Raw genomic sequence first — 20,375 nt, 5'->3', positions numbered from 1 at the left:
CTGCGCGACCAGCCCCCACGGCGCCGCAGACAACCGACGGCCCGGATGACGCGGCCCTCCCAGCGGAGCGCCTACGCTGCGACCCCATGGACACCAAGCAACCAAAGATCGCAGTGGTCACCGGTGCCGGTTCCGGTATCGGCCGCGCCGTGGCCACGGAACTGCTGCGCTCCGGCTGGTCGGTGGCGCTGGCCGGCCGGCGCCTCGCGCGGCTGGAGGAGACGGCGGCACTGGTACCCGACGGCGCCTCCCTCGCCGTACGGACCGACGTCTCGCAACCCGACGACGTGGCCGGGCTGTTCGCCGCCGCCGTGGACCGGTTCGGACGGGTGGACCTGCTGTTCAACAACGCGGGGACGTTCGGCCCGGGCGGGGTGGCCGTGGAGGACCTGCCCTACGAGGCGTGGCGGCACGTGGTGGACACCAACCTCAACGGCGCGTTCCTGTGCGCGCAGGCGGCGTTCCGGCAGATGAAGGAGCAGGAGCCGCAGGGCGGGCGGATCATCAACAACGGGTCCGTCTCGGCGCACGCGCCCCGCCCGCGCTCCGCTGCCTACACCGCGACCAAGCACGCGCTGACGGGGCTCACCAAGTCCCTGTCCCTCGACGGGCGGCCGTACGGCATCGCGGTCGGGCAGATCGACATCGGCAACGCGGCGACGGACATGACGGCCCGGATGGAGACCGGCGCGCTGCAGGCGAACGGGGTGATCGCCCCGGAACCGGTGATGGACGTGGCGGACGTGGCGCGAACCGTGCGGCACATGGCCGAGCTGCCGTTGGCGGCGAACGTCCAGTTCGCGACGGTGCTGGCGACGGCGATGCCGTACGTGGGCCGGGGCTGAACCGCCGTTCAGTCGGACAATCCACAACCTGCACAAGCGGAATGCCGACGTCCGCGGTATTGCGGCCGGTAACGGGCCTATGCTCAACTCTCCTCCACCAGAACTTCACAGTTGAGGCTCTGGCATTCCGTAGACCTTCGGCCACACCGAGGGGGGAGGCGGCAGCCGTTCCACCGGACCGGATGGGGGTGGACCCGCACGGGACCGCGGGTGCGCACCGGTGGGTGGAGCGGCTGCCGCGTGACGTCAGCCCGCCGTCGGGCCGGCCGGGCCTGCCGGTGTGTCACCCGAGTCGGGGCCGGCCGTGGCACCGGCCGCCCGCCGGCGCCGGCGCAGCGCCCACGCTCCGGCGCCCAGCAGCCCGAGCGTCACCGCCCCGCCCTCCGCGACCCGCCACGGCGACGGTCCCGACGATCCCGAACCGGCGGCCCCCGTCCCGGACGCTCCCGCGGCCCCCTTGCCCTTCGCCGACGGACTCGCGCTCGCCCCGCCCTCGCTCAGCGGGTCGACCAGCGCGCCCACGGGCTGCGCCGAGCTGCCCTTTCCGAAGCCCCAGTCGAGCAGCGCGGCGGTCTGCTCGTACACGGCGTTGGTGGCGGGGTCCGGGTGCATCACGGTGACCAGCAGGGTGCGGCCGTCCCGGGTGGCACCGCCGGTGAAGGTGTTGCCGGCGTGGCTGGTGTAGCCGTTCTTGACACCGAACAGGCCCTTGTAGACGTCGAGCCCCCAGGCGCCGGTGAGCAGGCGGTCGGTGTTCTGGATCTGGAAGGTCTTCTTGCCGCCCGCCGGGAAGTACGCGGTGCGGGTGCCGCAGTACCCGCGGAAGTCGTCGTCCTTCAGCCCGTGCCGGGCGAAGAGGGTCAGGTCGTACGCCGACGACAGCTGGCCCGGGTGGTCGAAGCCGTCGGGGCTGACCACATGGGTGTCGAGAGCCTGCAGGTCGGCCGCCTTGGCCTGCATCTCGGCGACGGTCTTCGCGATCCCGCCGTTCATGTGGGAGAGCACGTGCACGGCGTCGTTGCCGGAGCGCAGGAAGACGCCCTGCCACAGCTGCTCGACGGTGTAGGTGAGGCCGGGCTTGATGCCGACCAGGCTGGAGCCGGCCGGGACGTCGGAGATGTCGGAGTCCTTGACCTTGTACCGCTCGGTCCGCTCGAACTTCTTCAGCACGGTGTCCGCGAACAGCATCTTCAGGGTGGAGGCGGGCGCCAGCCGCCGATGCGCGTTGTACGAGGCGAGCACCTCACCGCTGTCGCAGTCGGCGAGCAGCCAGGCGCGGGCGGTGATCTTCTTCGGCAGGCCGGTGGCGCCGCTCACCTGTACGCCCCCGTGGGCCAGCCGCTCGCCGCCGATGACGGTGGCGGCGGGGGCGGCGGAGGCGGGGGCCGCCGCGGACACGGGAAGGGCGGCGGCCGTCAGTCCGAGGACGGCACGCCTGGTCAGCCTAGAGGAATCGCGCACCCCGGGACCGTACACCGGGTCCGACAGGGCTTTGCCGGGTGGACCCCCTCCCCGGCATATGAATGTGCTGTCTTATGAAAGTTTGCTGAGACATCCCGGTTTCTCAGCTCTGACACATCTTTTACCCAGGGCTGCTCAAAGGTTCCTCCCTAGCTTGAGCCCGCGCCCACAGCGGGCGCCAAGAACCTTCGAGGAACGGGATGTTTGGCATCTATCTCAAGCGCGAGCTGGGCCGCAGAAAGAAGGCGGCCCTGGTCATCGCTCTGGGTCTGGCGCTCGGTATCGCGCTGGTCATCACGGTCAACTCGGTGTCGGCCGGCATGACCCAGGCGCAGGACAAGGTCCTCAAGTCGCTGTACGGCCTGGGGACCGACATGACGGTCACCAAGGCCCGTACGGCCCCGACCTCGGGCAGCTCCGGCGGCCCGAACTTCAAGTTCGACGCCAAGTCCAGCAGCAGCTCCACGCAGAGTTCGGACCGGGTGCAGACTCAGGGTGGTCAGGCCCTGAAGTCGTCCCTGGTCACCAAGGTCGCCGGCCAGAAGGGCGTGGAGAGCGCGGTCGGAGCGCTCTCCCTCAACGTCACCAAGGTCGACGGCTCCTTCACCCAGGGCAAGGCGAAGTCCTCCACCAGCAGCAGCGGGAGCAGCAGCAGCGGCCAGGGCGGCCCCGGCGGGGACAGCAGCGGCTCGGGCGGCGCGCCGCAGGTTCAGGGCGGCGGCGCCAACTTCAACGTCAACAGCTACTCCGTGGTCGGCGTCGACGTGGCCCACCAGGGCCTCGGCCCGCTGTCCACCATGAAGGTCACCTCGGGCAAGACCTTCACCACCGCGCAGACCGGCTCGAAGGTCGCGGTGGTCAGCAAGTCGTACGCCAAGGAGAAGAAGTACAAGGTCGGCTCGACCTTCAAGATCTCCGGCACCACGTTCACGGTCATCGGGATCGCCACCCCGGACAGCAGCGAGTCCGACACCGACGTCTTCGTCCCGCTGAAGGTCGCGCAGACCCTCGGCGACGCCAAGAACCAGGTCACCACGATCTACGTCAAGGCGACCGACTCCCAGCAGATCTCCACCGTGAAGAAGGAGATCACCGCCAACATCTCCGGTACGACGGTCACCACCTCCGCCGACCTGGCGTCCACCGTCTCCGGTTCCCTGTCCACCGCCTCCAGCCTGGCGACCAGCGTCGGCAAGTGGCTGTCCATCGCGGTCCTCGCGGCGGCGTTCCTGGTGGCGGCCCTGCTGACCTCCTCCGCGGTCTCCCGCCGGGTGCGTGAGTTCGGCACCCTGAAGGCGCTCGGCTGGCCGTCCCGCAACGTCACCCGCCAGGTGGTCGGCGAGTCCATCGTGAACGGCCTGATCGGCGGCGCCCTCGGCATCGCCCTCGGCGTCGGCGCGGCCTACGCGGTCACCGCGATCAGCCCGAAGCTCACCGCACAGCTGGGCAGCTCCGGCGGCGGTGGCGGCGTGGGCGGCGGCCCGGGCGGCGGCGGTCCCGGCCAGCAGGCCTCCCAGAACACCCTGGAGATCGCGCTGTCCGCGCCGGTCTCCGTCACCACCATCGCCCTTGCGGTCGGCCTCGCGGTCACCGGCGGTCTGATCGCCGGCGCGATGGGCGGCTGGCGCGCCTCCCGGATGCGCCCGGCCGACGCCCTGCGCAGCGTCTCGTAACCCCCCGCCCCCTCCGAGCCGGGGCGCCGCTTCCACTCCCCCCGGGACGCGGCGCCCCCACCCCCTTACGCCTCTCACGCCTCTCACGGCGGAGCACCCAGTGGAGAACCCCATGTACAGACTCACCGGAGTCACCAAGCGCTACACGCGGGGCAAGGAGACGGTCGAGGCGCTGCGCGGCGTCGACCTGACCATCGAGGACGGCGACCAGCTCGTCATCCAGGGCCCGACCGGCGGCGGCAAGTCGACCCTGCTCCAGATGATCGGCGGCCTGGACCGCCCGACCGAGGGCAGCGTCCTGCTGGACGACGTCGACCTCGCCAAGGTCAGCGAGACCAAGCTCACCCGGCTGCGCGCCGAGAAGATCGGCATCATCTTCCAGGCGTTCAACCTGATCCCGACGCTCACCGCCCAGGAGAACGTCGAGACCGCCCTCGTCCCGCTCGGCGTCAAGCCGGCCGAGCGTCGGGAGCGCGCGGCGGAGGCGCTGCGCTCGGTGGGCCTCGGCGAGCGCCTCGGGCACGCCCCGTCCGAGCTCTCCGGCGGCCAGCAGCAGCGTGTCGCGATCGCCCGCGCACTGGTGAAGAAGCCGAAGGTACTGCTCGCCGACGAGCCGACGGGCAACCTCGACGAGGGCACCCGCGACGACATCATGGCCCTCCTCGAAGGCCTGTGGCACGAGTACGGGCTGACCTTCATCATGGTCACCCACGACTCCTCCATCGCGCGCCGCGCCCCGCGCCTGGCCACCATCAAGGCCGGGCAGATCACCCTCACCGAGCAGGGCGGCGGACAGCGGTACGCGCAGCAGGCGGCGGCCGGACACGGCGGACAGCAGGCGGCGGCGTACGGCGCCCCGGAGCCCCAGGGCTTCGACCGGCAGCCCTACGTGCAGCAGCACGGCGGCGGCCAGGGTTACTGACCGCCGCCGCTGAGCGGCGCGGGGCCGTTCACCGCCCGAGGAGCCGGTCGATCTCGGCCAGCTGCCCGGCGGTGAGCGGCCCCTTCGCGAGCGCGCCCGCGTTCTGCTCGGCCTGGGCGACGGACCGGAAGCCGGGGATGGGGACCGTGCGCGGGCTGCGCGCCCAGATCCAGCCGAGGGCGCCCTGGGCGAGGGTCCGCCCGTCGCTGGTGAGGACGGAACGCAGGGCCTCGATCCGCTCGACCCACGCGGGATCGGCCCCGTCCCCGTCCCCGAACCCGGGCAGCCAGGCCGGCGGCCTGCTGCGGATGTCGCCGGCCGCGGCCCCCGCGCGCCGCCCGCCCAGCAACCCCATGGCGAGCGGGCTCCGGTTGATCGCGGCGAGGTCGAACTTCTCCGCCGTGTCCAGGAGTTGCGGCGCGTCCTGCAGCACGTTCAGGGTGTGCTGCACGGCCGCGCAGTGCGGCCCTTCGGCGAAGACGGCGGCACGGGCCGGGTCGTCGGTGCTCCAGCCGTAGGCCCGGATCAGTCCCTCGCCGACCAGTTCCTCGCAGACGTCCCGGAGTTCGGCGGCGCGGGCCGGGTCGGCGTCGGAGAGGTGGAGCTGGTAGAGGTCGACGTGGTCGGTGCCGAGGCGGCGCAGGGAGGCGGTCAGGGCGCGGCGGACGTAGGCCGGGGAGTCGTCGTGGCCGGTGAGGGTGCGGGTCTCCTCGTCGAAGACGTTGCCCCACTTGGTGGCGACGACGACCTCGTCCCTGCGCCTGCCGAGGGCACGGCCGAGGACGCGCTCGCTGTGGCCCGCGCCGTAGGTGTCGGCGGTGTCGAAGAAGGTGATGCCGAGGTCGAGGGCGCGGTGGACGGCCCGTACGGACTCCTCGTCGTCGACCCTGCCCCAGCCGAGCGGCTGCCCGGTGGCGTCCTGCCACTCACCGCCGATGGCCCAGCAGCCGAAGCCGAGCGCGCTGACACGGATGCCGGAACGGCCCAGGGTCCTGGTGGTGCTGTCGGTTTCCATGCACGGGACGCTAGGAGTTGGAGCGCACACGAGGGCAAGGGGTCTCCCGGTCTGTTTCCGCGCCCGCCGGGGTTCCTACGCCTGCCCGGTCTCGAAGCGGGAGATGCGGCCGTCGTCCTCGACCGTGAAGTCCCAGCGGGTGACCATCTCGCCCCAGGTGTCGTTGCGGTAGTGGGCGAGCAGGGAGCGGCCGCCGTTGGACTCGTTGTCGACGTCGATGTGGCCGTGGGAGGAGAAGATCTCCCGGTCGATCCAGTCGTCGAGGTTCCGGTCGGAGCCGTCGTCCGCCATGGTCGCGTCCGAGGTGAGGAGTTTCACGAGGGCCTCGCGGTCGCTGGCGTTGACGGCGGTGACGAAGGCGCGGACCGCCGGATCGCTGAGCTTGGCTGTCTTGATCGTCATGTCAGTCAGCGTCACACCGGTCCCGGCGGGCCGCCACCCGCCCGCCACCCGAACGGCCGCGCGGACGGGCCGGGCGGGTGTGCCGGGTGCGACGGTGGAGATCCGCGATCCGCATGCCGCCGATGGGAGCCGCCATGACCTGCTACGACCGACGTGACGTGGGCCTGCTGCTGCTCCGGCTGGGCACCGGCGGGGTGCTGGCCGCGCACGGCGCCCAGAAGCTGTTCGGCTGGTTCGGAGGGGGCGGCCTCGAGGGCACGGGCCAGTTCTTCGAGTCGGTCGGGTACGCGCCGGGGCGGCAGAGCGCGCTGGCGGCGGGGCTCGCCGAGGCGGGCGGCGGAACGCTGCTGGCGCTGGGCCTCGCGACCCCGGCGGCGGGAGCCGCGGCGGCCGGGGAGATGGCGGGCGCGGCCGCCCTGCACCGGCCGAACGGCTTCTTCGCCGCGGAGGGCGGCTACGAGTACGCCGCGACCCTGGGCCTGGCCGCGGCGGGCCTGGCGGTCGCGGGCCCCGGCCGGCTCTCCCTGGACCACGCGTTCGGGCACGTCCTCGACCAGGGCTGGATGGTCCCGGCGGCACTGGGCGTGACAGCGGCGGTGACGGCGGCCGTGATCGGCGCCAGGAGCCGGCGGGTGCGGCGGGCGGCGGAGGGGCAGCAGGAGGCGCTGTTCGAGGAGTAGCCGCGGGGACGGGCGGGGCAGGCTCTCCGCCATGACGGAAGAGCACACGACACCGCCCCCGGAGCCCCGGCCGCCCCGGACCGCACCGCCCACCCAGGCCGGACCGGACCTGTGGAACTCCATCGAGGACCTCTGGACCTGGCTGGACGCCCACCGGAGGCACGACGGCGAGACCGGCCTCGTGCTGCGCATGCTCAAGCTCACCGAGGAGGTCGGCGAGGTCGCCCAGGCGGTGATCGGGGCGACCGGCCAGAACCCCCGCAAGGGTGTCACCCACACCTGGGAGGACGTGCAGGGCGAGCTGTGCGACGTGGTGATCACGGCGCTTGTGGCCCTGCGGACGCTGACGCCGGACGCGGCGGGGGTGTTCGGGCGGCATCTGGCGGGGGTGACGGAGCGCTCGCTGGGACCGCGGGAGCCGTAGGCGGCACACCTGTCCCGGCCGGGGAGCGGAACCCGGCCGGGGGGAGCGGGACCTGTGCGCAGGGTGGGCCGTGGCGAGTGCCGCGGCCGGGTGGCCTAGGCTTCCGGCCCGGCCTCCGGCGTCTCGGGGGCGTCCGGGGACGACAGGGTGTAGAAGACCGCCCGGCCCTGCTTGGTGCGCCGGGCCCGGTTCCGGGCGACCAGGTTCTCCAGCGTCGTGCGGATCACCGTGGTCTTGATGGTGCGGCCGGGCTGGGCGGCCCTGATCGCCTCGGCGACGTCGGTCGCGGACCGGGGCTCCCGCTGCTCGGCGAGGTAGGCGTGGACGGCCTCGACCAGGCTCGGCTTCGGCTCCGCGGGGCCCTGCTTCGGGACGGCACGGCGGTTCGGCGTGGGCTCGGTCCGCTGGTGGGGCACGACGGCATCGGTGTCGGCGTCGGCGTCGGCCGCTGCGGGGGCGGGGGCGGAGACGGGGAACTGCGGGGTGAGCGCCTGCTGCAGCCGCTCCAGCACCGCCCGGTTCTCCCGTACCGCGCGCAACTGCTCTTCCAGGGCGGCGATCTCGGTGGCGAGGCGGTCCTGTTCCTGGGTGTTGATCTCGAGGTCCCGCGCGATCCGCGCGCTGTACTCGGACGCCAGCTCGGTGCCGGGTGACTCGGACATACGGTCGGGCCTCTCCTCGATGTGCTCCGCGCGGGGACGCCGATGTGCTCCGCGCGGTGAACAGCGTACGCACACCGGACGGCCCACGGGCATGACTCGGGCCGCAGGTGTCCCAACCGGCGGCGGTGGCCTGTTCGATGACACCGACGACCGCATCGGACGTGACACATGGGCGGCAGCGCCCCCTCGCCGCGCCCACTGTACGAGGCCGTGTCGTGTGCCGTACCCGCAGGACGAGCCGGTCGCCCTTTCGGGCGTACGCGCCCGCCCTCCGCCGGTGTGGCGCACGCCCCTTCGGCACGTCCGAGCGGCGAACGCCTCACCGGTCCCGGTCGGCTCGTCGGGCGCTCGGCGGAACCGGCGCTCCTCGACGGGCTCTTGGGTTCGCCGCGGCGCGCGACCGGACACTGACGCCCCGTCAAGAAGCGGCAGCGGCGGTGGCCGGCCTGATCGTCGCGCGGATGTGTTTCATCAACGGCTGGTCGCTCTGTTCGCTGTAGTCGCACAGGGCGATCAGCACGTTCATCTCGGGCATGTACCCGGCCGCACAGCCGCGCGGCAGGTCGTACGGAACGGCGAGGTACCCGTTGAGCACCCGTGTGCTGCCGTCCTTGGCCGTGCTCTCGATGTCCACCGGGTCGAACTCCGCGATGCCCCGCTCCCGCATGTCGGCCGCGTTCATGAAGACGAGGGTGCGGAGGTTCCTGATCCCCCGGTACCGGTCGTCGTCGGAGTAGATCGTGGTGTTCCACTGGTCGTGGGAGCGCATGGTGCCGAGCGCCAGGGTCCCCGGCGCGGGTACGACGTCGGGCAGCGGCGCCGAGGAGAACTCGGCGAGCCCGGAGGCCGTACGGAAGACCAGTTCCCGCGCGGGCTGCCGGATCCGGAAGCCCAGCGGCAGCCGTACCCGCCGGTTGAAGTCCTCGAAGCCGTCGAGTACCTGGGCCATGGTGTCGCGGATACGGTCGTAGTCCTCGACGTACCAGGACCAGGGCGTGGTGCTGCCGGGAAGCGCCGCGCGGGCGATCCCGGCGATGACCGCGGGCTCGGACAGCAGGTGCGGGGAAGCCGGCTTCTTCATCCCCACGGACAGGTGCACCATGCTCATGGAGTCCTCGACCGAGGTGCTCTGGATGCCGCACCGCTGGTGGTCCTTCTCGGTACGGCCGAGGCAGGGCAGGATCAGCGCCTGCCGGCCGTGCACCAGGTGGCTGCGGTTGAGCTTGGTGCTCACCTGGACGGTGAGGTCGCAGTTGCGCAGCGCCTCGTAGGTGGCGCGGGTGTCGGGCGCGGCGAGGGCGAAGTTGCCGCCCATGCCGACGAACACCTTGACGTCGCCGCGGAGCATGGCCCGGATGGTGCCGACGGTGTCGAGCCCGTGCTGCCGGGGCGGGTCGATCTCGCACACCGTGGCGAGCCGGTCCAGGAACTGGCTGGTCGGCCGGTGATCGATGCCGCAGGTCCGGTTGCCCTGCACGTTGCTGTGCCCACGCACCGGCGAGGGGCCGGCACCCTCCCGCCCGAGGTTGCCGCGCAGCAACAGCACGTTGACGATCTCCCGCACGGTGTCGACCCCGTGCTCGTGCTGACTGACACCGAGGCACCAGCTGATGATGGAGCGGTCGGCGTCCCGGTAGATCCGGGCGGCGCGGAGGATGTCGGCGCGGCTGACCCCGGACTGCCGCTCGATCTCCTCCCAGGAGGTGGCCTCGCACACCTTCCGGTAGTCCTCGAACCCGCTCGTGTACCGGTCGATGAACTCCTGGTCGAGTGACTTGGGGTCGGCCGTGGCCTGGTCGAGTACGGCCTTGGAGATCCCGCGCATCAGCGCCATGTCACCGCCGACGCGCACCTGGAGGTTGAGGGTGCCGGTGCGGGTGGAGTGGCAGGCCGCCATGTCCACGAAGTCGTGCGGGATGATCGTCCGCCGTGAGGCCGCCTCGATCAGCGGGTTGACGTGCACGATCTGGGCGCCGCGTTGGTAGGCGGCGGCGAGGGCGGTGAGCATGCGGGGTGCGTTCGACGCGGCGTTCACGCCCATGATGAAGAGCGCGTCGGTGGCGTCCCAGTCCTGAAGATCGACGGTCCCCTTCCCGGTCCCCAGCGAGGCGGCGAGGGCCCGCCCGCTGGCCTCGTGACACATGTTGGAGCAGTCCGGGAGGTTGTTCGTCCCCAGCTCGCGGGCCAGGAGCTGGTACAGGAAGGTGGCCTCGTTCCCGAGCCGCCCGGAGGTGTAGAAGGACGCCTGATTCGGATCGTCCAGCCCCCGCAACGCCCGCCCGACCAGGTCGAACGCGTCCCGCCAGCGGATCGGCACGTAATGGTCCGAGTCGGGGTCGTACACCATCGGCTCGGTGAGCCGCCCCTGGTCCTCCAGCGCGAAGTCACTCCATTCGGCCAGCTCGCCGACGGAGTGCGCGGCGAAGAACTCCCGCCCGACCCGCTTCCGGGTCATCTCCCAGGTGACGTGCTTGACCCCGTTCTCACAGAGATCGAGCCGCAGCCCCTTCGTGTCGTCGGGCCAGGCACACCCGGGACAGTCGAACCCCCCGTTCTCGTGGTTCATCTTCATGATCGCCCGGGGCCCCTCGACGAGCGCCCGCTCCCGCACCAGGAACTTGCTCACGCTCTTGGCAGCGCCCCAGCCTGCGGCGGGATGGTGATACGGATGAAAGAACGGCTCCCCGTCGGCCCTGGGCCCCACCCGCTCCTCGACCGCCCCCTGCTGTCCCGGATCCGCCGGCCGCATCCGCTTCTGCTCGTCGTGTGAGGTACTCACGGCTCTCACCCTTCGCCGGCGCGGGGAGCACACCGCCGGGGTCAGCGGCGTCTTTCTCATGCTAGGCAGGGTGGTGGGGGGGAGGCGAGGCGACCTGGGAGGAGCCCCGGCCTGCGGCCCCGGCCCCGCTTCGCGCGGGTCGCGGGCGCGGATCAGCGGGCTCGCCCGCACGCCGCTCACGGAACCAGGGTTCGTGTATCGAGTACGGCGGGAGCGCTGGTGACCATGGCTCTGTCAGAGGGTCGGGCTTGAATGGGCTCATGACCGTTCACGACGCCGCCGCGACGCTGCCGGACATCCGTACCCTGCAGCGCGTATGCCGTTCCATCGCCATGGCCGAGGCCGTGTTGAATCCCGAGGGCTGTCGGTACTACTCCTACGACGCGCACTGGTCGGAGACGGAGGAGGTCTTCTCGATGCGAAACGGGAGTGGGGACGAGTATGACGTCGTCTTCTCCCCCGCCGGCGCGTACCTACGCGGATTCGACCACGAGTCACCGATGAGCCCGTACGTCGACGGCGCGGTCTGGCCCGGGGTCCTCGACTCGGTTCCTGAGGTCTTCGCCGCACAGATCGACGAGCCTGCCTTCACGGACGACGGCGTACCCAGTGTCACCTTCTGCCTGTGGCGTGGCACAGGCGACCTCGAATGGCACGCCGGCCGCATCGACTTCCCCGGTGGTCACCCGGACCCCGACGGCTCCGGCTGGATGCTCGGCCTGCTGACGGACCCCGGTCCGGAGACGTTCCGGTCGTTCGCGGAGGACTACTACGAGCGGCCCGTCGACCTCGAAGCCATCCGCCATGTCTTCGAGGAGCGGCCACTGACGCCCGAGATCGCCGCCCGCCTGACTCCCCTGGCCTCCTTCGCGGACGTCTCGAAGGAAGCCGAGCTGATGGGGTATCCGGTGGCACCGGTCCGCACGTCTTCCTGACCCGTTCCGGCTGCCTTGGCGCCCTCCGTGGTCAGACCGGCACGGACTCCCGCTCCAGCCTTCCGCTCACCAGGTCGGGACCGTGGAGTTCACGGTCGGCCCCGACTGCCGCATCTGCTCGATCGAACGGCGTCGATCCAACGGCGTCCTCCTCTCGTCCGGTGTCGTCGACGAGCCGGAAAGGACCAGAAGTGCGGGAATGGACCTGGCCCTTCCCGGTCGCCGCCACATGATCGGCCGTGCGGCACCCGGCCCCGACAGGGGCCGACAGTCCCTTCCTGGGTCCGCCCATAGGGCCGAACGGCCCTACTTCGCGCCGCCGGGCGGCAGACCCACCGATCGCTTTACGAATCCATGACGAGCCCAAAAGGTTCCACGGAACCCCCTCGTCCGTATGTCTGTGCGTGCGGGATCCGATGAACCGGATCAGGAGACACGGTGCTCGTTTCACGGAAGGCGGCGGGAACTCTCTTCGTGGGTGGTGCGCTCAGCTTCACCCTCGGCTCCCTCCTCTACCCCGCCATGCTCGGAGTCCAGAAGGTCAGCAGCGCACCCGAACGGGTCGTCGCCACCCCGGCGACCGGACCGCTGACGGAAGCCGACCGGGATTTCGTGGTCAAAGTACGCGCGGCCGGACTGTGGGAGTACCCCGTCGGCCAGAAGGCGTCGAAGAAAGGGACGACGAAGGCGGTCAGGAACGCCGGGGAGCAGTTGGCCGTCGGGGCTGCCTCGTTGGACGCGGCCTGTCGCAACGTCGCCAGTCAGCTGGGCATCACGCTGCCCAACCAACCGTCACCCCAACAGCAGAGCTTCGAGTCCCGGCTGAACGGCGAGAAAGGCAAGCAGTTCGACACCGACCTGGCCACCACCGTGCGCGCGACGAACGGCCAGCTCCTCACCACGATCGCGAGCATCCGCAGCACCACGAGGAACTCGCTGGTCCGCGCGCTGGCCGACCAGGCCAACACCACCGTCCTTGACCACATCACGCTCGTGGAGAAGACCGGCCTGGTCGACTTCGGCCAGGCCCTCGCCCAGGAGACCACCTCTCCCAACCTCCCGGCCCAGGACCTGACCCCGCCGCCCGCGGTAGCGGACCAGCCGCAGGTCGTCCTCACACCGCCGGCGAACAGCACGGTGTCGGCGAGCCCGACGGTGGGGTGAGGAGGGGAACCGAGCCGGGCCGGCCACGTCGGCCGGACGGCCGACCTCGCCTCGCGGTGCCGCCCGGTCCGGCCGGCACCGCCCTCACGGGTTCGGGTACGCGGGCCGAGCCCACACCGACAACTACACACTGAGCGTATACTTCGCATGTATAGTGCCGAGGCATGGCTTCCACAACCGCCTTCCGGCGCGACGCTCCCGTCACCGTCCTCGCCGCGACCACCACCTTCGGGCTGCTGCTCGGCTGGGCGACGTACGGCCTGCACGGGCTGGCGCCCCTGCTGGACCGGGCGACCAACTCGGCGTCCACCTGGATCATCTGGACGGCCGCCGCCGGCGCCCTGATCCGGAGTCGGCAACTCGCCGTCTGGGGCGGAGCGTTGATGATGCTCGCCACCTGCGGCGGCTACTACACGGCGTCCACGCTCGGCGGCACCTTCGGAAGCGGAGGGCTCGGAACCGCCGCCGTGTGGTCGGTGGCGGGGCTTGCCGGAGGGCCGCTGCTGGGATGGGCGGGGTGGACGGTACGGCGAGGGCGGGGGGACATACGGGCGGTGGCCGGGGCGGTCGTCACGATGGTGGTGCTGGGCGAGGGGCTCTGGTTCGGGCTGGGGCTCCATTACCGGGGAGACGCGGCCGTCTTCCTGTCCGTCGGTGCGCTGCTCACCGCTCTGCTGACCGCCTACCTGGCGCGCGCCGGGGTGCGGCGCTACTGGCTGTGCGCCGTTCTGGCTCCCGTGGGCGGTCTCGTCTTCTACTTCGCCGAGAAGGGCATCCTCGACGGCCTGCTCGGATCGGTCTGACGTCCTCCGCTGCGAGGGCCTGCGGCGACCCTGGCCCACCGCCGGCCTTCACAGTCGTAGGAGGGGGCCTCCTTCACAGCCGTAGGCGGGGGCCTCCTTCACAGCCGTACCGGAAGGCCCGCGCCGAGAGCTCGCGGTCTGATCACGAGTCGAGGGTGAGGATGACGCGGTCCCGCACTTCCCCGCTTTCCAGCAGGCGGTGCGCCTCGGCGGCCTCCTGCAACGGCATGGGCCTGCGGCCCTTCATGCGCAGCCGCCCCTCGGCCAGCATGGCCATGCCCTCGTCCAGGGCGCCGGGAGCGCGGTCCGCCGTCGGCGCCGAGAGCACGACTCCGTAGTCGGGCGCCGCATGGTCGGACAGGGTGATGACACGCTGCGGTCCTCCGGCGAGTTGCACGGCGTCGGCGAGCGCCCCCTTACCGGCCGCGTCGAAGACGGCGTCCACGGATCCGAGGGCCCGGACGGCGGCCACGAGGCCGGAGCCGTACCGAACCGGCGATGCTCCGAGTTCCCTGGCCAGCTCCTCGTCCCGCGCGCCCACGGCACTGATGACCTGCACGCCCCGGGCGACCGCCAGTTGCGTCGCGATCACGCCCACCGAACCGCCCCCGCCGAGAATCAGAAGCGTCTCTCCGCTCTTGACGCGCAGCTGCCGGAGTACGCCGGCCGCGGCCTCCACCGAACTCGGAAGCGCGGCGGCGTCCACCCACGACACCGACTCCGGCTTGTGCGTCCAGATCGAGGCCACCACGTACTCGGCGTAGCCTCCGCGGCCGAAGAGCACGGCGGCCACCTCGTCACCCACGCGCGTGCCCGAGACACCGGGACCGACGGCGTCGACGACACCGGCCGCTTCGTAACCCAGCACGGGCTGCGGAGGCAGGGGGAACCTGAGGCGACCGGACCGGATGTCCAGGTCGGTCGGGCCCACCCCCGCGGCACGGACCCTGATCCGGATCTCCCCGTCACCGGGCTGCGGCACGGGAACCTCCGTCCACTTCAGGACATCCGGCGGACCGTACCCGGTCATGACGACGGCGTTCGACATGACGACTCGCCCCCTTCGTTGCCACGTTCGCGTCTGATCCACGCGATGCATGTAGTTGATGTATCACATATCTTCCTGGACTGCACCCCCCGAAGCGGACCCGACCGGGCTCCCTCGGACCGGCAGACATGGACCGGACTCCGCGACGTGGGGGCAACGTCGGCGCGCGACGCGGCCGCCGGCCCGAGGCTCTGACGGCACGGTCGCCCGGGAACGAGCAGCCATCCGGGGCTTGGGAGCAAGATGGTGGAAGGGTCAACCTTCTCCTAAAGTGGGGTCATGGAGGAGGAAGCACCCCGCTGGCTGGACCCCGTCGAGGAACGAGCCTGGCGCGGCATGCTGCGCATGCACGACCTACTGGTCCATCAGGCCGGGCGGACGCTGCAGAGCGAGTTCGGGCTGTCCGCGACCGACTATCCCGTGCTCGCCGAGCTGACCCGGGCGCCCGGCGACCGACTGCGCGTGCTGGAACTCGCGAAAGTGCTCGGGTGGGAGAAGAGCCGGGTTTCGCACCAGCTCGCACGCATGGCGAAGCGCGGCCTGGTCGCCCGGGAGGAGTGCATCGACGACGGACGCGGTGCGTACATGACGGTCACCCCGGCCGGCCGCGCCGCCCTGGAAGCCGCCGCGCCCCAGCACGTCAAGGACGTCCGGCGCCTCTTCCTCGACCACCTCTCGCCCGGCCAGATCACGCTGCTCGCGGAGATCACCGACACGGTCATCGAGAAGATCGACGCCACATAGTTCACGCAGCAGGACATCGGCCGCCACCCAGTCTCCGGCGGCCGCCGGCAGTCCTGCGCCCGCCCCGGCCACCGGGACACACGGGACACAGCGGAATGAACACGTGCGCTGTTTGTTGAAAGCGGCATGAAAAAGATCGGGTTCCTGTCCTTCGGGCACTGGACGCCATCGCCGCACTCGCAGACGCGCTCCGCCTCGGACTCCCTGCTGCAGGCGATCGACCTGGCGGTCGCCGCGGAGGAGCTGGGTGCGGACGGCGCCTACTTCCGCGTCCACCACTTCGCCCGCCAGCACGCCTCCCCGTTCCCCCTGCTCGCGGCGATCGGCGCGCGCACCAGCCAGATCGAGATCGGCACCGGTGTGATCGACATGCGCTACGAGAACCCCCTGTACATGGCGGAGGACGCGGGCGCGGCCGACCTGATCTCGGGCGGCCGGCTCCAGCTCGGCCTCAGCCGGGGCTCACCGGAACAGGTCGTCGACGGCTGGCGGCACTTCGGTTACCGGCCGCCGGAGGGCGGGACCGACGCCGACCTCGCCCGCGCCCACACCGAGGAACTGCTCGACGTGCTCAGGGGTGAGGGATTCGCCAAGCCCGACCCCCGGCCGATGTTCGCCAACCCGCCGGGCCTGCTGCGCATCGAACCGCACTCCGAGGGGCTGCGGGACCGGATCTGGTGGGGTTCCGGCTCGAACGCCACCGCGGCCTGGGCCGCGGGGCTCGGGATGAACCTGCAGAGCTCGACCCTCAAGGACGACGAGAGCGGCGAGCCGCTCCACGTCCAGCAGCGCAAGCAGATCGAGGCGTACCACGAGGCGTGGCGCGCCGCGGGCCACACCCGCACCCCCAGGGTGTCGGTCAGCCGCAGCATCTTCCCGCTCGTCGACGAGCGGGACCACGCCTACTTCGGCCGGGACCGCGATTCGAAGGACCAGATCGGCTACATCGATCCCAGCACCCGCAGCATCTTCGGCCGGTCCTACGCCGCCGAGCCCGACGTGCTCGTCAAGCAGCTCGCCGAGGACGAGGCCGTCGCCGCCGCCGACACACTGCTGCTCACGGTGCCCAACCAGCTCGGCGTCGACTACAACGCGCATGTCGTCGGCAGCATCCTGACGCACGTCGCGCCGGAACTCGGCTGGCGCTGACCGACCAGCACCACGGCAGGTGCCGCCAGGGAAGCAGCGTCCGGTGCGGACGCGCCCGACCCGGGCGGCATCTTCGCCCCTGGCGTGATGCGGCAGCCGGACACGCCGACGAAGCACCCACACGCACGGCCGCATGCCGCAACGGCTCACTGAGCCGACGCATCACCAAGTAGGTGACGTATCACCTAGATGGTTGACACATCATCTACCGCCACCTAGGGTGATTGAAAGTTAAAGAAAGCGGGAGCCGAGGAGGCCCCCACGGATTCGGGAGCGACATCATGGGACAGCTGGACGGCAAGACGGTCGTCATCACCGGCGGCACCAGCGGCATCGGGCTGGCCACGGCCCAGCGCTTCGCACAGGAAGGCGCCCACGTCTACATCACGGGGCGCCGCAAGGAGACCCTCGACAAGGCCGCCGAGCAGATCGGCGGCAACGTCACCCCGGTACAGGCCGACAGCGCGAACCTGGCCGACCTCGACCGGCTCTACGCCACCGTCGCCGACGCCGGACACCGGATCGACGTCCTGTTCGCCAACGCCGGCGGCGGCGAGTTCGCCCCCCTCGACCAACTGACCGAGGAGCACTACGACACCACCTTCGACAGCAACGTGAAGGGCACCGTCTTCACCGTCCAGAAGGCGCTCCCCCATCTGGTGGACGGCGCCTCAGTGATCCTCACGGGCTCCATCGCCGGCGTCTCCGGCGACCCGGCCTTCGGTGTCTACGGCGCCTCCAAGGCCGCCATCCGCGCCTTCTCCCGCACCTGGGCCAACGAACTGGCCGGGCGCGGCATCCGCGTCAACACCATCTCGCCCGGCCCCATCACCACCCCCGGCCTCAACGGTCTCGCCGCCGACGAGGCAGGGGCCGCGCAGCTGCGCGAGACCCTCGCCGGCATCGTGCCCCTGGGCCGCATGGGCCGGCCGGAGGAGGTCGCCGACCTGGCGCTCTTCCTCGCCACCGGCCAGTCCAGTTTCATCACCGGCACCGAGATCTTCATCGACGGCGGCGCCAAGCAGGTGTAGTCGGGTCCGCGGGCCGGCCCTCACCCGGGGAGTCGGCGGCGGCGTTCGCGCAGCGGTCTTCGGACCTGGGGCCCGTACCAGTCCAGGCACAGGACGGTGGCGTCGTCCTGCGGGTGGCCGTCCCAGGCGTCGGTGACCGCGGTGGCCAGGGTACGCACGACCTCGCGCGGGTGCTCGGCGGCGGTGTCACGGACGAGGCCGGGGAGGTCGACCTTCTTCGCCTGGCGTTCCTGCATGCCGTCGGTGTGCAGCACGAGGCGGTCACCGGGGCGCAGGTCGAGATCCTGCACCAGGTACGGCCCCTTGTGCGTGGCGACGCCGAACGGCAGGTTCACCGCCAGACGCAGTTCCTCGACCGTGCCGTCACGCAGCCGCAGGGGCCAGGGGTGGCCGGCGTTGACGAGCTGGGAGCTGGTGCCGTCCAGGGCGATGCGCAGCAACTGGCCGGTGGCGAAGGTCTGTCGGCCGTGGGCGAGGAGGGCCTCGTGGGTCTGGCGGGCCTGTTCGGCGAGGTCGCACCCGGCACGGCGGGCGCCGCGGGAGGCGTTGACCAGGAGAGTGGCCATGAGTGCGGCGCTGACGTCGTGGCCCATGGCGTCGGTGACGGACAGGTGCAGGGTGTCGTGGTCGAGGGTGTAGTCGTAGGTGTCACCGGCGATGTCGGCGGCCGGGACCAGCGCGCCGGCGAGCGCGAACTCCGGGGCCTCGCAGGAAGGGGCCGAGGGCAGGAGCTGGCGCTGGATCTCGGCGGCCAGACTGACCGAGGTCGTGCGGTTGCCCCAGTGGTAGAGGTCGGTGAAGCGGCGGTCGGTGACGATGATGTACGCCAGCGCGTGCGCGGCCTCTTCGACCTGCTCCAGCACTTCCCGGGTGGCCTCGGAGAGGAACAGCTCCAGGACACCGATGGCGTCGCCGCGGTTGGTGACGGGGGTGAGCACCCTGCACCCGCGCTCACCCTCCGGCATTCGCACCGTCTGCTGTACGCGCAGGACCTCGTCGTAGACGCTGTCGTCGAACGGGACCTCTTCGGCGCGACGCTCCTGGGGCGTGGCGGCTTCCTCGCTCACCCGCAACAGGCGTCGGCCGACGACGTCGACGAACAGGAAGGACACGTATCGGGCACCGAACCGCTCGCGCAGATTGCGGGCCACGACATCGAGAGAGCGCACCGGCGCAGCGTCCTCCGCCGCCGCCAGCACCTCCGCCAGGGCGATCCGATCGCGTGACACACCAGCCTCCTTCTCGGTAGAGAACCCGTTTTCCCGCTGACACGCCAGACACGGCCCCGCTGTGACCCACGTCTCACACCCGTGCATGCGCATGGAGACGGAACGCGGGTGTGTACGTGCCGGGTCCTGAGGCTCGCCGGACGGCTTTCCTCCTGCCGCCTCGACCGGCAAGAACAGCCCCGCCCAGTACCTTCTTCACTGGACGGAGACCGTCAACGGCAGACGTGTCGGGGTGGTGTACGCCGGGGATTTGCCACCGCACCGCTGCGCCCTGCGCAAACGTAGAGCGAGAGCGCTTGTGTGCCTACGTTGACAAGTACCTTTCAGATCCAGCCGTCGTACTGAAAGCGCGTTGGCTCACCGAGCACCGAGTGGGCGCTCTCGAAGCCAGCCAAGCGGGCCGCCACCGTGGCTACGGCGAGGCGTTCCGGGAGAGCGGCGGAGAACTTCAGCCCCCGTACGGCCCGGCGGTCCACATCGGGCAGGACGAGGTCGGCGTCCTCTCTCGGCAGCACACCGATGTGCTGCAGTTCGGCGCCCGGCCACCGGCGAGCGGCAGCTCTGCGGGTGGTCACCACGACGGTGCCGCGCGGGCTGGTGCGCAGCCAGCTGCCGTCGCGCAGGATCCCCGGCTCGTCGGCGTTGTCGAGGACCAGCATCCAAGACTCGGCGGATTGGTCGAGGTACTGCCAGACGAGGTCGGCTGCGGGACGGAGGCCGTTGCGGGCAGCCAGCAGTTCGCCGTCACCCGCTCCTCGGTCGGCCGCGACGGCCAACATGCCTGCGCGCAGGCCCACCAACTCGAACGCGGGCAGCATTTCAAGGAGCGGGGCTTCGACAGCTGGGAGGCTTTCGCGGCTGGTGACCAGACGCGGGCGTTGTCCCTCGCCGGCGAAAGACGCGACGACTACGCGCAGGAACTCCGGAATGCGGCGCGGCTCGGCATCCCGCATCGCCGCCTTCGTGTCGTGAAGTTCCCTGTCACGCCCTACGTGCCGTGGGAGTTTCACGTGCTGCGGGTGCGCGTGGAGGTGGGCGACGACATCAGGGTGCTCGACGTCCGCAAGATCTCGCACATCGAGAAGGACCGCCCGGTTCCGGAGATGGTGATCCTCGGGGACGTGGCGATGTATGAGGTGGTCTACGACGATGACGGGAACGCGGCAGGCGCCAACCGCTTCACCGACCGATCCCTGATCCGGGAGACGTCGCGCGGATACGACGCGCTGTACGAGCGCGCCGAGGGATTCCACGACTTCTTCGACCAGAAGATCGCCCCGCTTGACCCACCCCAAGGGGCCGGCACTCAGACGGGTTCTCCCGGTTCGTGCTGATCGTCCAGGCGGGAGAGCCTGAAGCGAGACAGAGGTGCGCGGTCCGCCCCTCACGCTCAAGCCGTCCGGAACAAG

The 20,375-nt window shown here is 71.1% G+C and carries 18 protein-coding genes and 2 pseudogenes; 12 read left to right on the top strand and 8 right to left on the bottom strand.

The features are described from left to right. The first annotated feature begins 86 nt into the window (after window positions 1–86). Window positions 87–845, top strand: a complete 759-nt coding sequence (locus tag ACZ63F_RS10120) for an SDR family oxidoreductase (RefSeq protein WP_469710009.1) — start codon at window positions 87–89, stop codon at window positions 843–845. A gap of 246 nt (window positions 846–1,091) precedes the next feature. On the opposite strand, the gene ACZ63F_RS10115 is transcribed toward ACZ63F_RS10120, so the two are convergent. Further along, on the bottom strand, window positions 1,092–2,306 hold the full coding sequence (locus tag ACZ63F_RS10115; RefSeq protein WP_469710008.1) for a D-alanyl-D-alanine carboxypeptidase family protein: 1,215 nt from the start codon (window positions 2,304–2,306) through the stop codon (window positions 1,092–1,094). Window positions 2,307–2,506: 200 nt separating this feature from the next. Between ACZ63F_RS10115 and ACZ63F_RS10110 the strand changes: the two genes are divergently transcribed. Then, window positions 2,507–3,979, top strand: a complete 1,473-nt coding sequence (locus tag ACZ63F_RS10110; RefSeq protein WP_469710007.1) for an ABC transporter permease — start codon at window positions 2,507–2,509, stop codon at window positions 3,977–3,979. Window positions 3,980–4,091: 112 nt separating this feature from the next. Next, window positions 4,092–4,778 (top strand): annotated as a pseudogene (locus ACZ63F_RS10105) (ABC transporter ATP-binding protein); the annotation flags it as partial. 151 nt (window positions 4,779–4,929) lie between these two features. Here ACZ63F_RS10105 and ACZ63F_RS10100 read toward each other — a convergent pair. Together ACZ63F_RS10100 and ACZ63F_RS10095 are read right to left on the bottom strand one after the other, a co-directional pair. Continuing rightward, entirely contained in the window at window positions 4,930–5,916 is a 987-nt protein-coding gene (locus ACZ63F_RS10100) for an aldo/keto reductase (RefSeq protein ID WP_469710006.1), read from the bottom strand. A 75-nt stretch (window positions 5,917–5,991) separates the two neighbouring features. Further along, window positions 5,992–6,318, bottom strand: coding sequence for a nuclear transport factor 2 family protein (locus tag ACZ63F_RS10095; RefSeq protein WP_469710005.1), 327 nt, complete (start codon window positions 6,316–6,318; stop codon window positions 5,992–5,994). 134 nt (window positions 6,319–6,452) lie between these two features. Here ACZ63F_RS10095 and ACZ63F_RS10090 point away from each other — a divergent pair, with 134 nt between their 5' ends. After that, window positions 6,453–6,998 (top strand): DoxX family membrane protein, encoded by a 546-nt coding sequence (locus tag ACZ63F_RS10090; protein ID WP_469710004.1) that lies wholly within the window; start codon window positions 6,453–6,455, stop codon window positions 6,996–6,998. A gap of 31 nt (window positions 6,999–7,029) precedes the next feature. Further along, the gene (locus ACZ63F_RS10085; protein WP_469710003.1) at window positions 7,030–7,422 is read left to right on the top strand and encodes a MazG-like family protein; all 393 of its coding nucleotides are present in this window, start codon (window positions 7,030–7,032) and stop codon (window positions 7,420–7,422) included. 95 nt (window positions 7,423–7,517) lie between these two features. Here the strand turns inward: ACZ63F_RS10085 and ACZ63F_RS10080 are convergent, their stop codons facing one another. Together ACZ63F_RS10080 and ACZ63F_RS10075 are read right to left on the bottom strand one after the other, a co-directional pair. Further along, window positions 7,518–8,084: a hypothetical protein gene (locus ACZ63F_RS10080; protein ID WP_469710002.1), complete on the bottom strand. Its 567-nt coding sequence runs from the start codon at window positions 8,082–8,084 to the stop codon at window positions 7,518–7,520. A gap of 418 nt (window positions 8,085–8,502) precedes the next feature. Next, window positions 8,503–10,833, bottom strand: a complete 2,331-nt coding sequence (locus ACZ63F_RS10075) for an FdhF/YdeP family oxidoreductase (protein WP_469710513.1) — start codon at window positions 10,831–10,833, stop codon at window positions 8,503–8,505. A gap of 290 nt (window positions 10,834–11,123) precedes the next feature. Here ACZ63F_RS10075 and ACZ63F_RS10070 point away from each other — a divergent pair, with 290 nt between their 5' ends. The 3 genes from ACZ63F_RS10070 (at window position 11,124) to ACZ63F_RS10060 (ending at window position 13,765) form a co-directional block, all read left to right on the top strand. Further along, a complete protein-coding gene (locus tag ACZ63F_RS10070) occupies window positions 11,124–11,798 on the top strand; it encodes a hypothetical protein (RefSeq protein ID WP_469710001.1) in 675 nt (224 codons plus the stop codon). A gap of 474 nt (window positions 11,799–12,272) precedes the next feature. Then, window positions 12,273–12,962, top strand: a complete 690-nt coding sequence (locus tag ACZ63F_RS10065; protein WP_469710511.1) for a DUF4142 domain-containing protein — start codon at window positions 12,273–12,275, stop codon at window positions 12,960–12,962. 164 nt (window positions 12,963–13,126) lie between these two features. Continuing rightward, window positions 13,127–13,765, top strand: coding sequence for a DUF6518 family protein (locus tag ACZ63F_RS10060; protein ID WP_469710000.1), 639 nt, complete (start codon window positions 13,127–13,129; stop codon window positions 13,763–13,765). A gap of 142 nt (window positions 13,766–13,907) precedes the next feature. Here the strand turns inward: ACZ63F_RS10060 and ACZ63F_RS10055 are convergent, their stop codons facing one another. Further along, complete coding sequence (locus ACZ63F_RS10055; protein ID WP_469709999.1) at window positions 13,908–14,813, bottom strand: NADP-dependent oxidoreductase; 906 nt, start codon at window positions 14,811–14,813, stop codon at window positions 13,908–13,910. A 345-nt stretch (window positions 14,814–15,158) separates the two neighbouring features. On the opposite strand from ACZ63F_RS10055, the gene ACZ63F_RS10050 reads away from it, so the two are divergent. From ACZ63F_RS10050 to ACZ63F_RS10040, 3 genes are all read left to right on the top strand, one after another. Further along, complete coding sequence (locus tag ACZ63F_RS10050) at window positions 15,159–15,557, top strand: MarR family winged helix-turn-helix transcriptional regulator (protein ID WP_469710509.1); 399 nt, start codon at window positions 15,159–15,161, stop codon at window positions 15,555–15,557. Between the two features lie 126 nt (window positions 15,558–15,683). Beyond that, window positions 15,684–16,706 carry an LLM class flavin-dependent oxidoreductase gene (locus ACZ63F_RS10045; protein WP_469709998.1) on the top strand — a complete coding sequence of 341 codons (1,023 nt, stop codon included), beginning with the start codon at window positions 15,684–15,686 and terminating at the stop codon, window positions 16,704–16,706. Window positions 16,707–16,987: 281 nt separating this feature from the next. Continuing rightward, window positions 16,988–17,737, top strand: a complete 750-nt coding sequence (locus ACZ63F_RS10040; RefSeq protein WP_469709997.1) for an SDR family oxidoreductase — start codon at window positions 16,988–16,990, stop codon at window positions 17,735–17,737. A 20-nt stretch (window positions 17,738–17,757) separates the two neighbouring features. On the opposite strand, the gene ACZ63F_RS10035 is transcribed toward ACZ63F_RS10040, so the two are convergent. Beyond that, entirely contained in the window at window positions 17,758–18,966 is a 1,209-nt protein-coding gene (locus tag ACZ63F_RS10035; RefSeq protein ID WP_469709996.1) for a PP2C family protein-serine/threonine phosphatase, read from the bottom strand. Between the two features lie 475 nt (window positions 18,967–19,441). Beyond that, a pseudogene (locus ACZ63F_RS10030) lies at window positions 19,442–19,760 on the bottom strand (tetratricopeptide repeat protein); the annotation flags it as partial. Between ACZ63F_RS10030 and ACZ63F_RS10025 the strand changes: the two are divergent. Next, window positions 19,641–20,300 carry a DUF6879 family protein gene (locus tag ACZ63F_RS10025; RefSeq protein ID WP_469709995.1) on the top strand — a complete coding sequence of 220 codons (660 nt, stop codon included), beginning with the start codon at window positions 19,641–19,643 and terminating at the stop codon, window positions 20,298–20,300. The pseudogene ACZ63F_RS10030 and the gene ACZ63F_RS10025 sit on opposite strands and share 120 nt — an antisense overlap. Window positions 20,301–20,375: the final 75 nt, after the last annotated feature.

The sequence above is a fragment of the Streptomyces sp. NPDC104761 genome, assembly GCF_055583445.1.
Note: the sequence above shows the minus strand (reverse complement) of the source record. Positions and strands in the feature narration are given on the sequence as shown.

What these genes read in the sequence shown, in the direction of transcription:
- ACZ63F_RS10120 (WP_469710009.1), top strand. Translation starts at nt 87, where the DNA reads ATGGACACCAAGCAACCAAAGATCGCAGTGGTCACCGGTGCCGGTTCC.
- ACZ63F_RS10090 (WP_469710004.1), top strand. Translation starts at nt 6,453, where the DNA reads ATGACCTGCTACGACCGACGTGACGTGGGCCTGCTGCTGCTCCGGCTG.
- ACZ63F_RS10110 (WP_469710007.1), top strand. Translation starts at nt 2,507, where the DNA reads ATGTTTGGCATCTATCTCAAGCGCGAGCTGGGCCGCAGAAAGAAGGCG.
- ACZ63F_RS10055 (WP_469709999.1), bottom strand. Translation starts at nt 14,813, where the DNA reads ATGTCGAACGCCGTCGTCATGACCGGGTACGGTCCGCCGGATGTCCTG.
- ACZ63F_RS10080 (WP_469710002.1), bottom strand. Translation starts at nt 8,084, where the DNA reads ATGTCCGAGTCACCCGGCACCGAGCTGGCGTCCGAGTACAGCGCGCGG.
- ACZ63F_RS10050 (WP_469710509.1), top strand. Translation starts at nt 15,159, where the DNA reads ATGCACGACCTACTGGTCCATCAGGCCGGGCGGACGCTGCAGAGCGAG.
- ACZ63F_RS10060 (WP_469710000.1), top strand. Translation starts at nt 13,127, where the DNA reads ATGGCTTCCACAACCGCCTTCCGGCGCGACGCTCCCGTCACCGTCCTC.
- ACZ63F_RS10085 (WP_469710003.1), top strand. Translation starts at nt 7,030, where the DNA reads ATGACGGAAGAGCACACGACACCGCCCCCGGAGCCCCGGCCGCCCCGG.
- ACZ63F_RS10075 (WP_469710513.1), bottom strand. Translation starts at nt 10,833, where the DNA reads ATGCGGCCGGCGGATCCGGGACAGCAGGGGGCGGTCGAGGAGCGGGTG.
- ACZ63F_RS10040 (WP_469709997.1), top strand. Translation starts at nt 16,988, where the DNA reads ATGGGACAGCTGGACGGCAAGACGGTCGTCATCACCGGCGGCACCAGC.
- ACZ63F_RS10095 (WP_469710005.1), bottom strand. Translation starts at nt 6,318, where the DNA reads ATGACGATCAAGACAGCCAAGCTCAGCGATCCGGCGGTCCGCGCCTTC.
- ACZ63F_RS10070 (WP_469710001.1), top strand. Translation starts at nt 11,124, where the DNA reads ATGACCGTTCACGACGCCGCCGCGACGCTGCCGGACATCCGTACCCTG.
- ACZ63F_RS10045 (WP_469709998.1), top strand. Translation starts at nt 15,684, where the DNA reads ATGAAAAAGATCGGGTTCCTGTCCTTCGGGCACTGGACGCCATCGCCG.
- ACZ63F_RS10100 (WP_469710006.1), bottom strand. Translation starts at nt 5,916, where the DNA reads ATGGAAACCGACAGCACCACCAGGACCCTGGGCCGTTCCGGCATCCGT.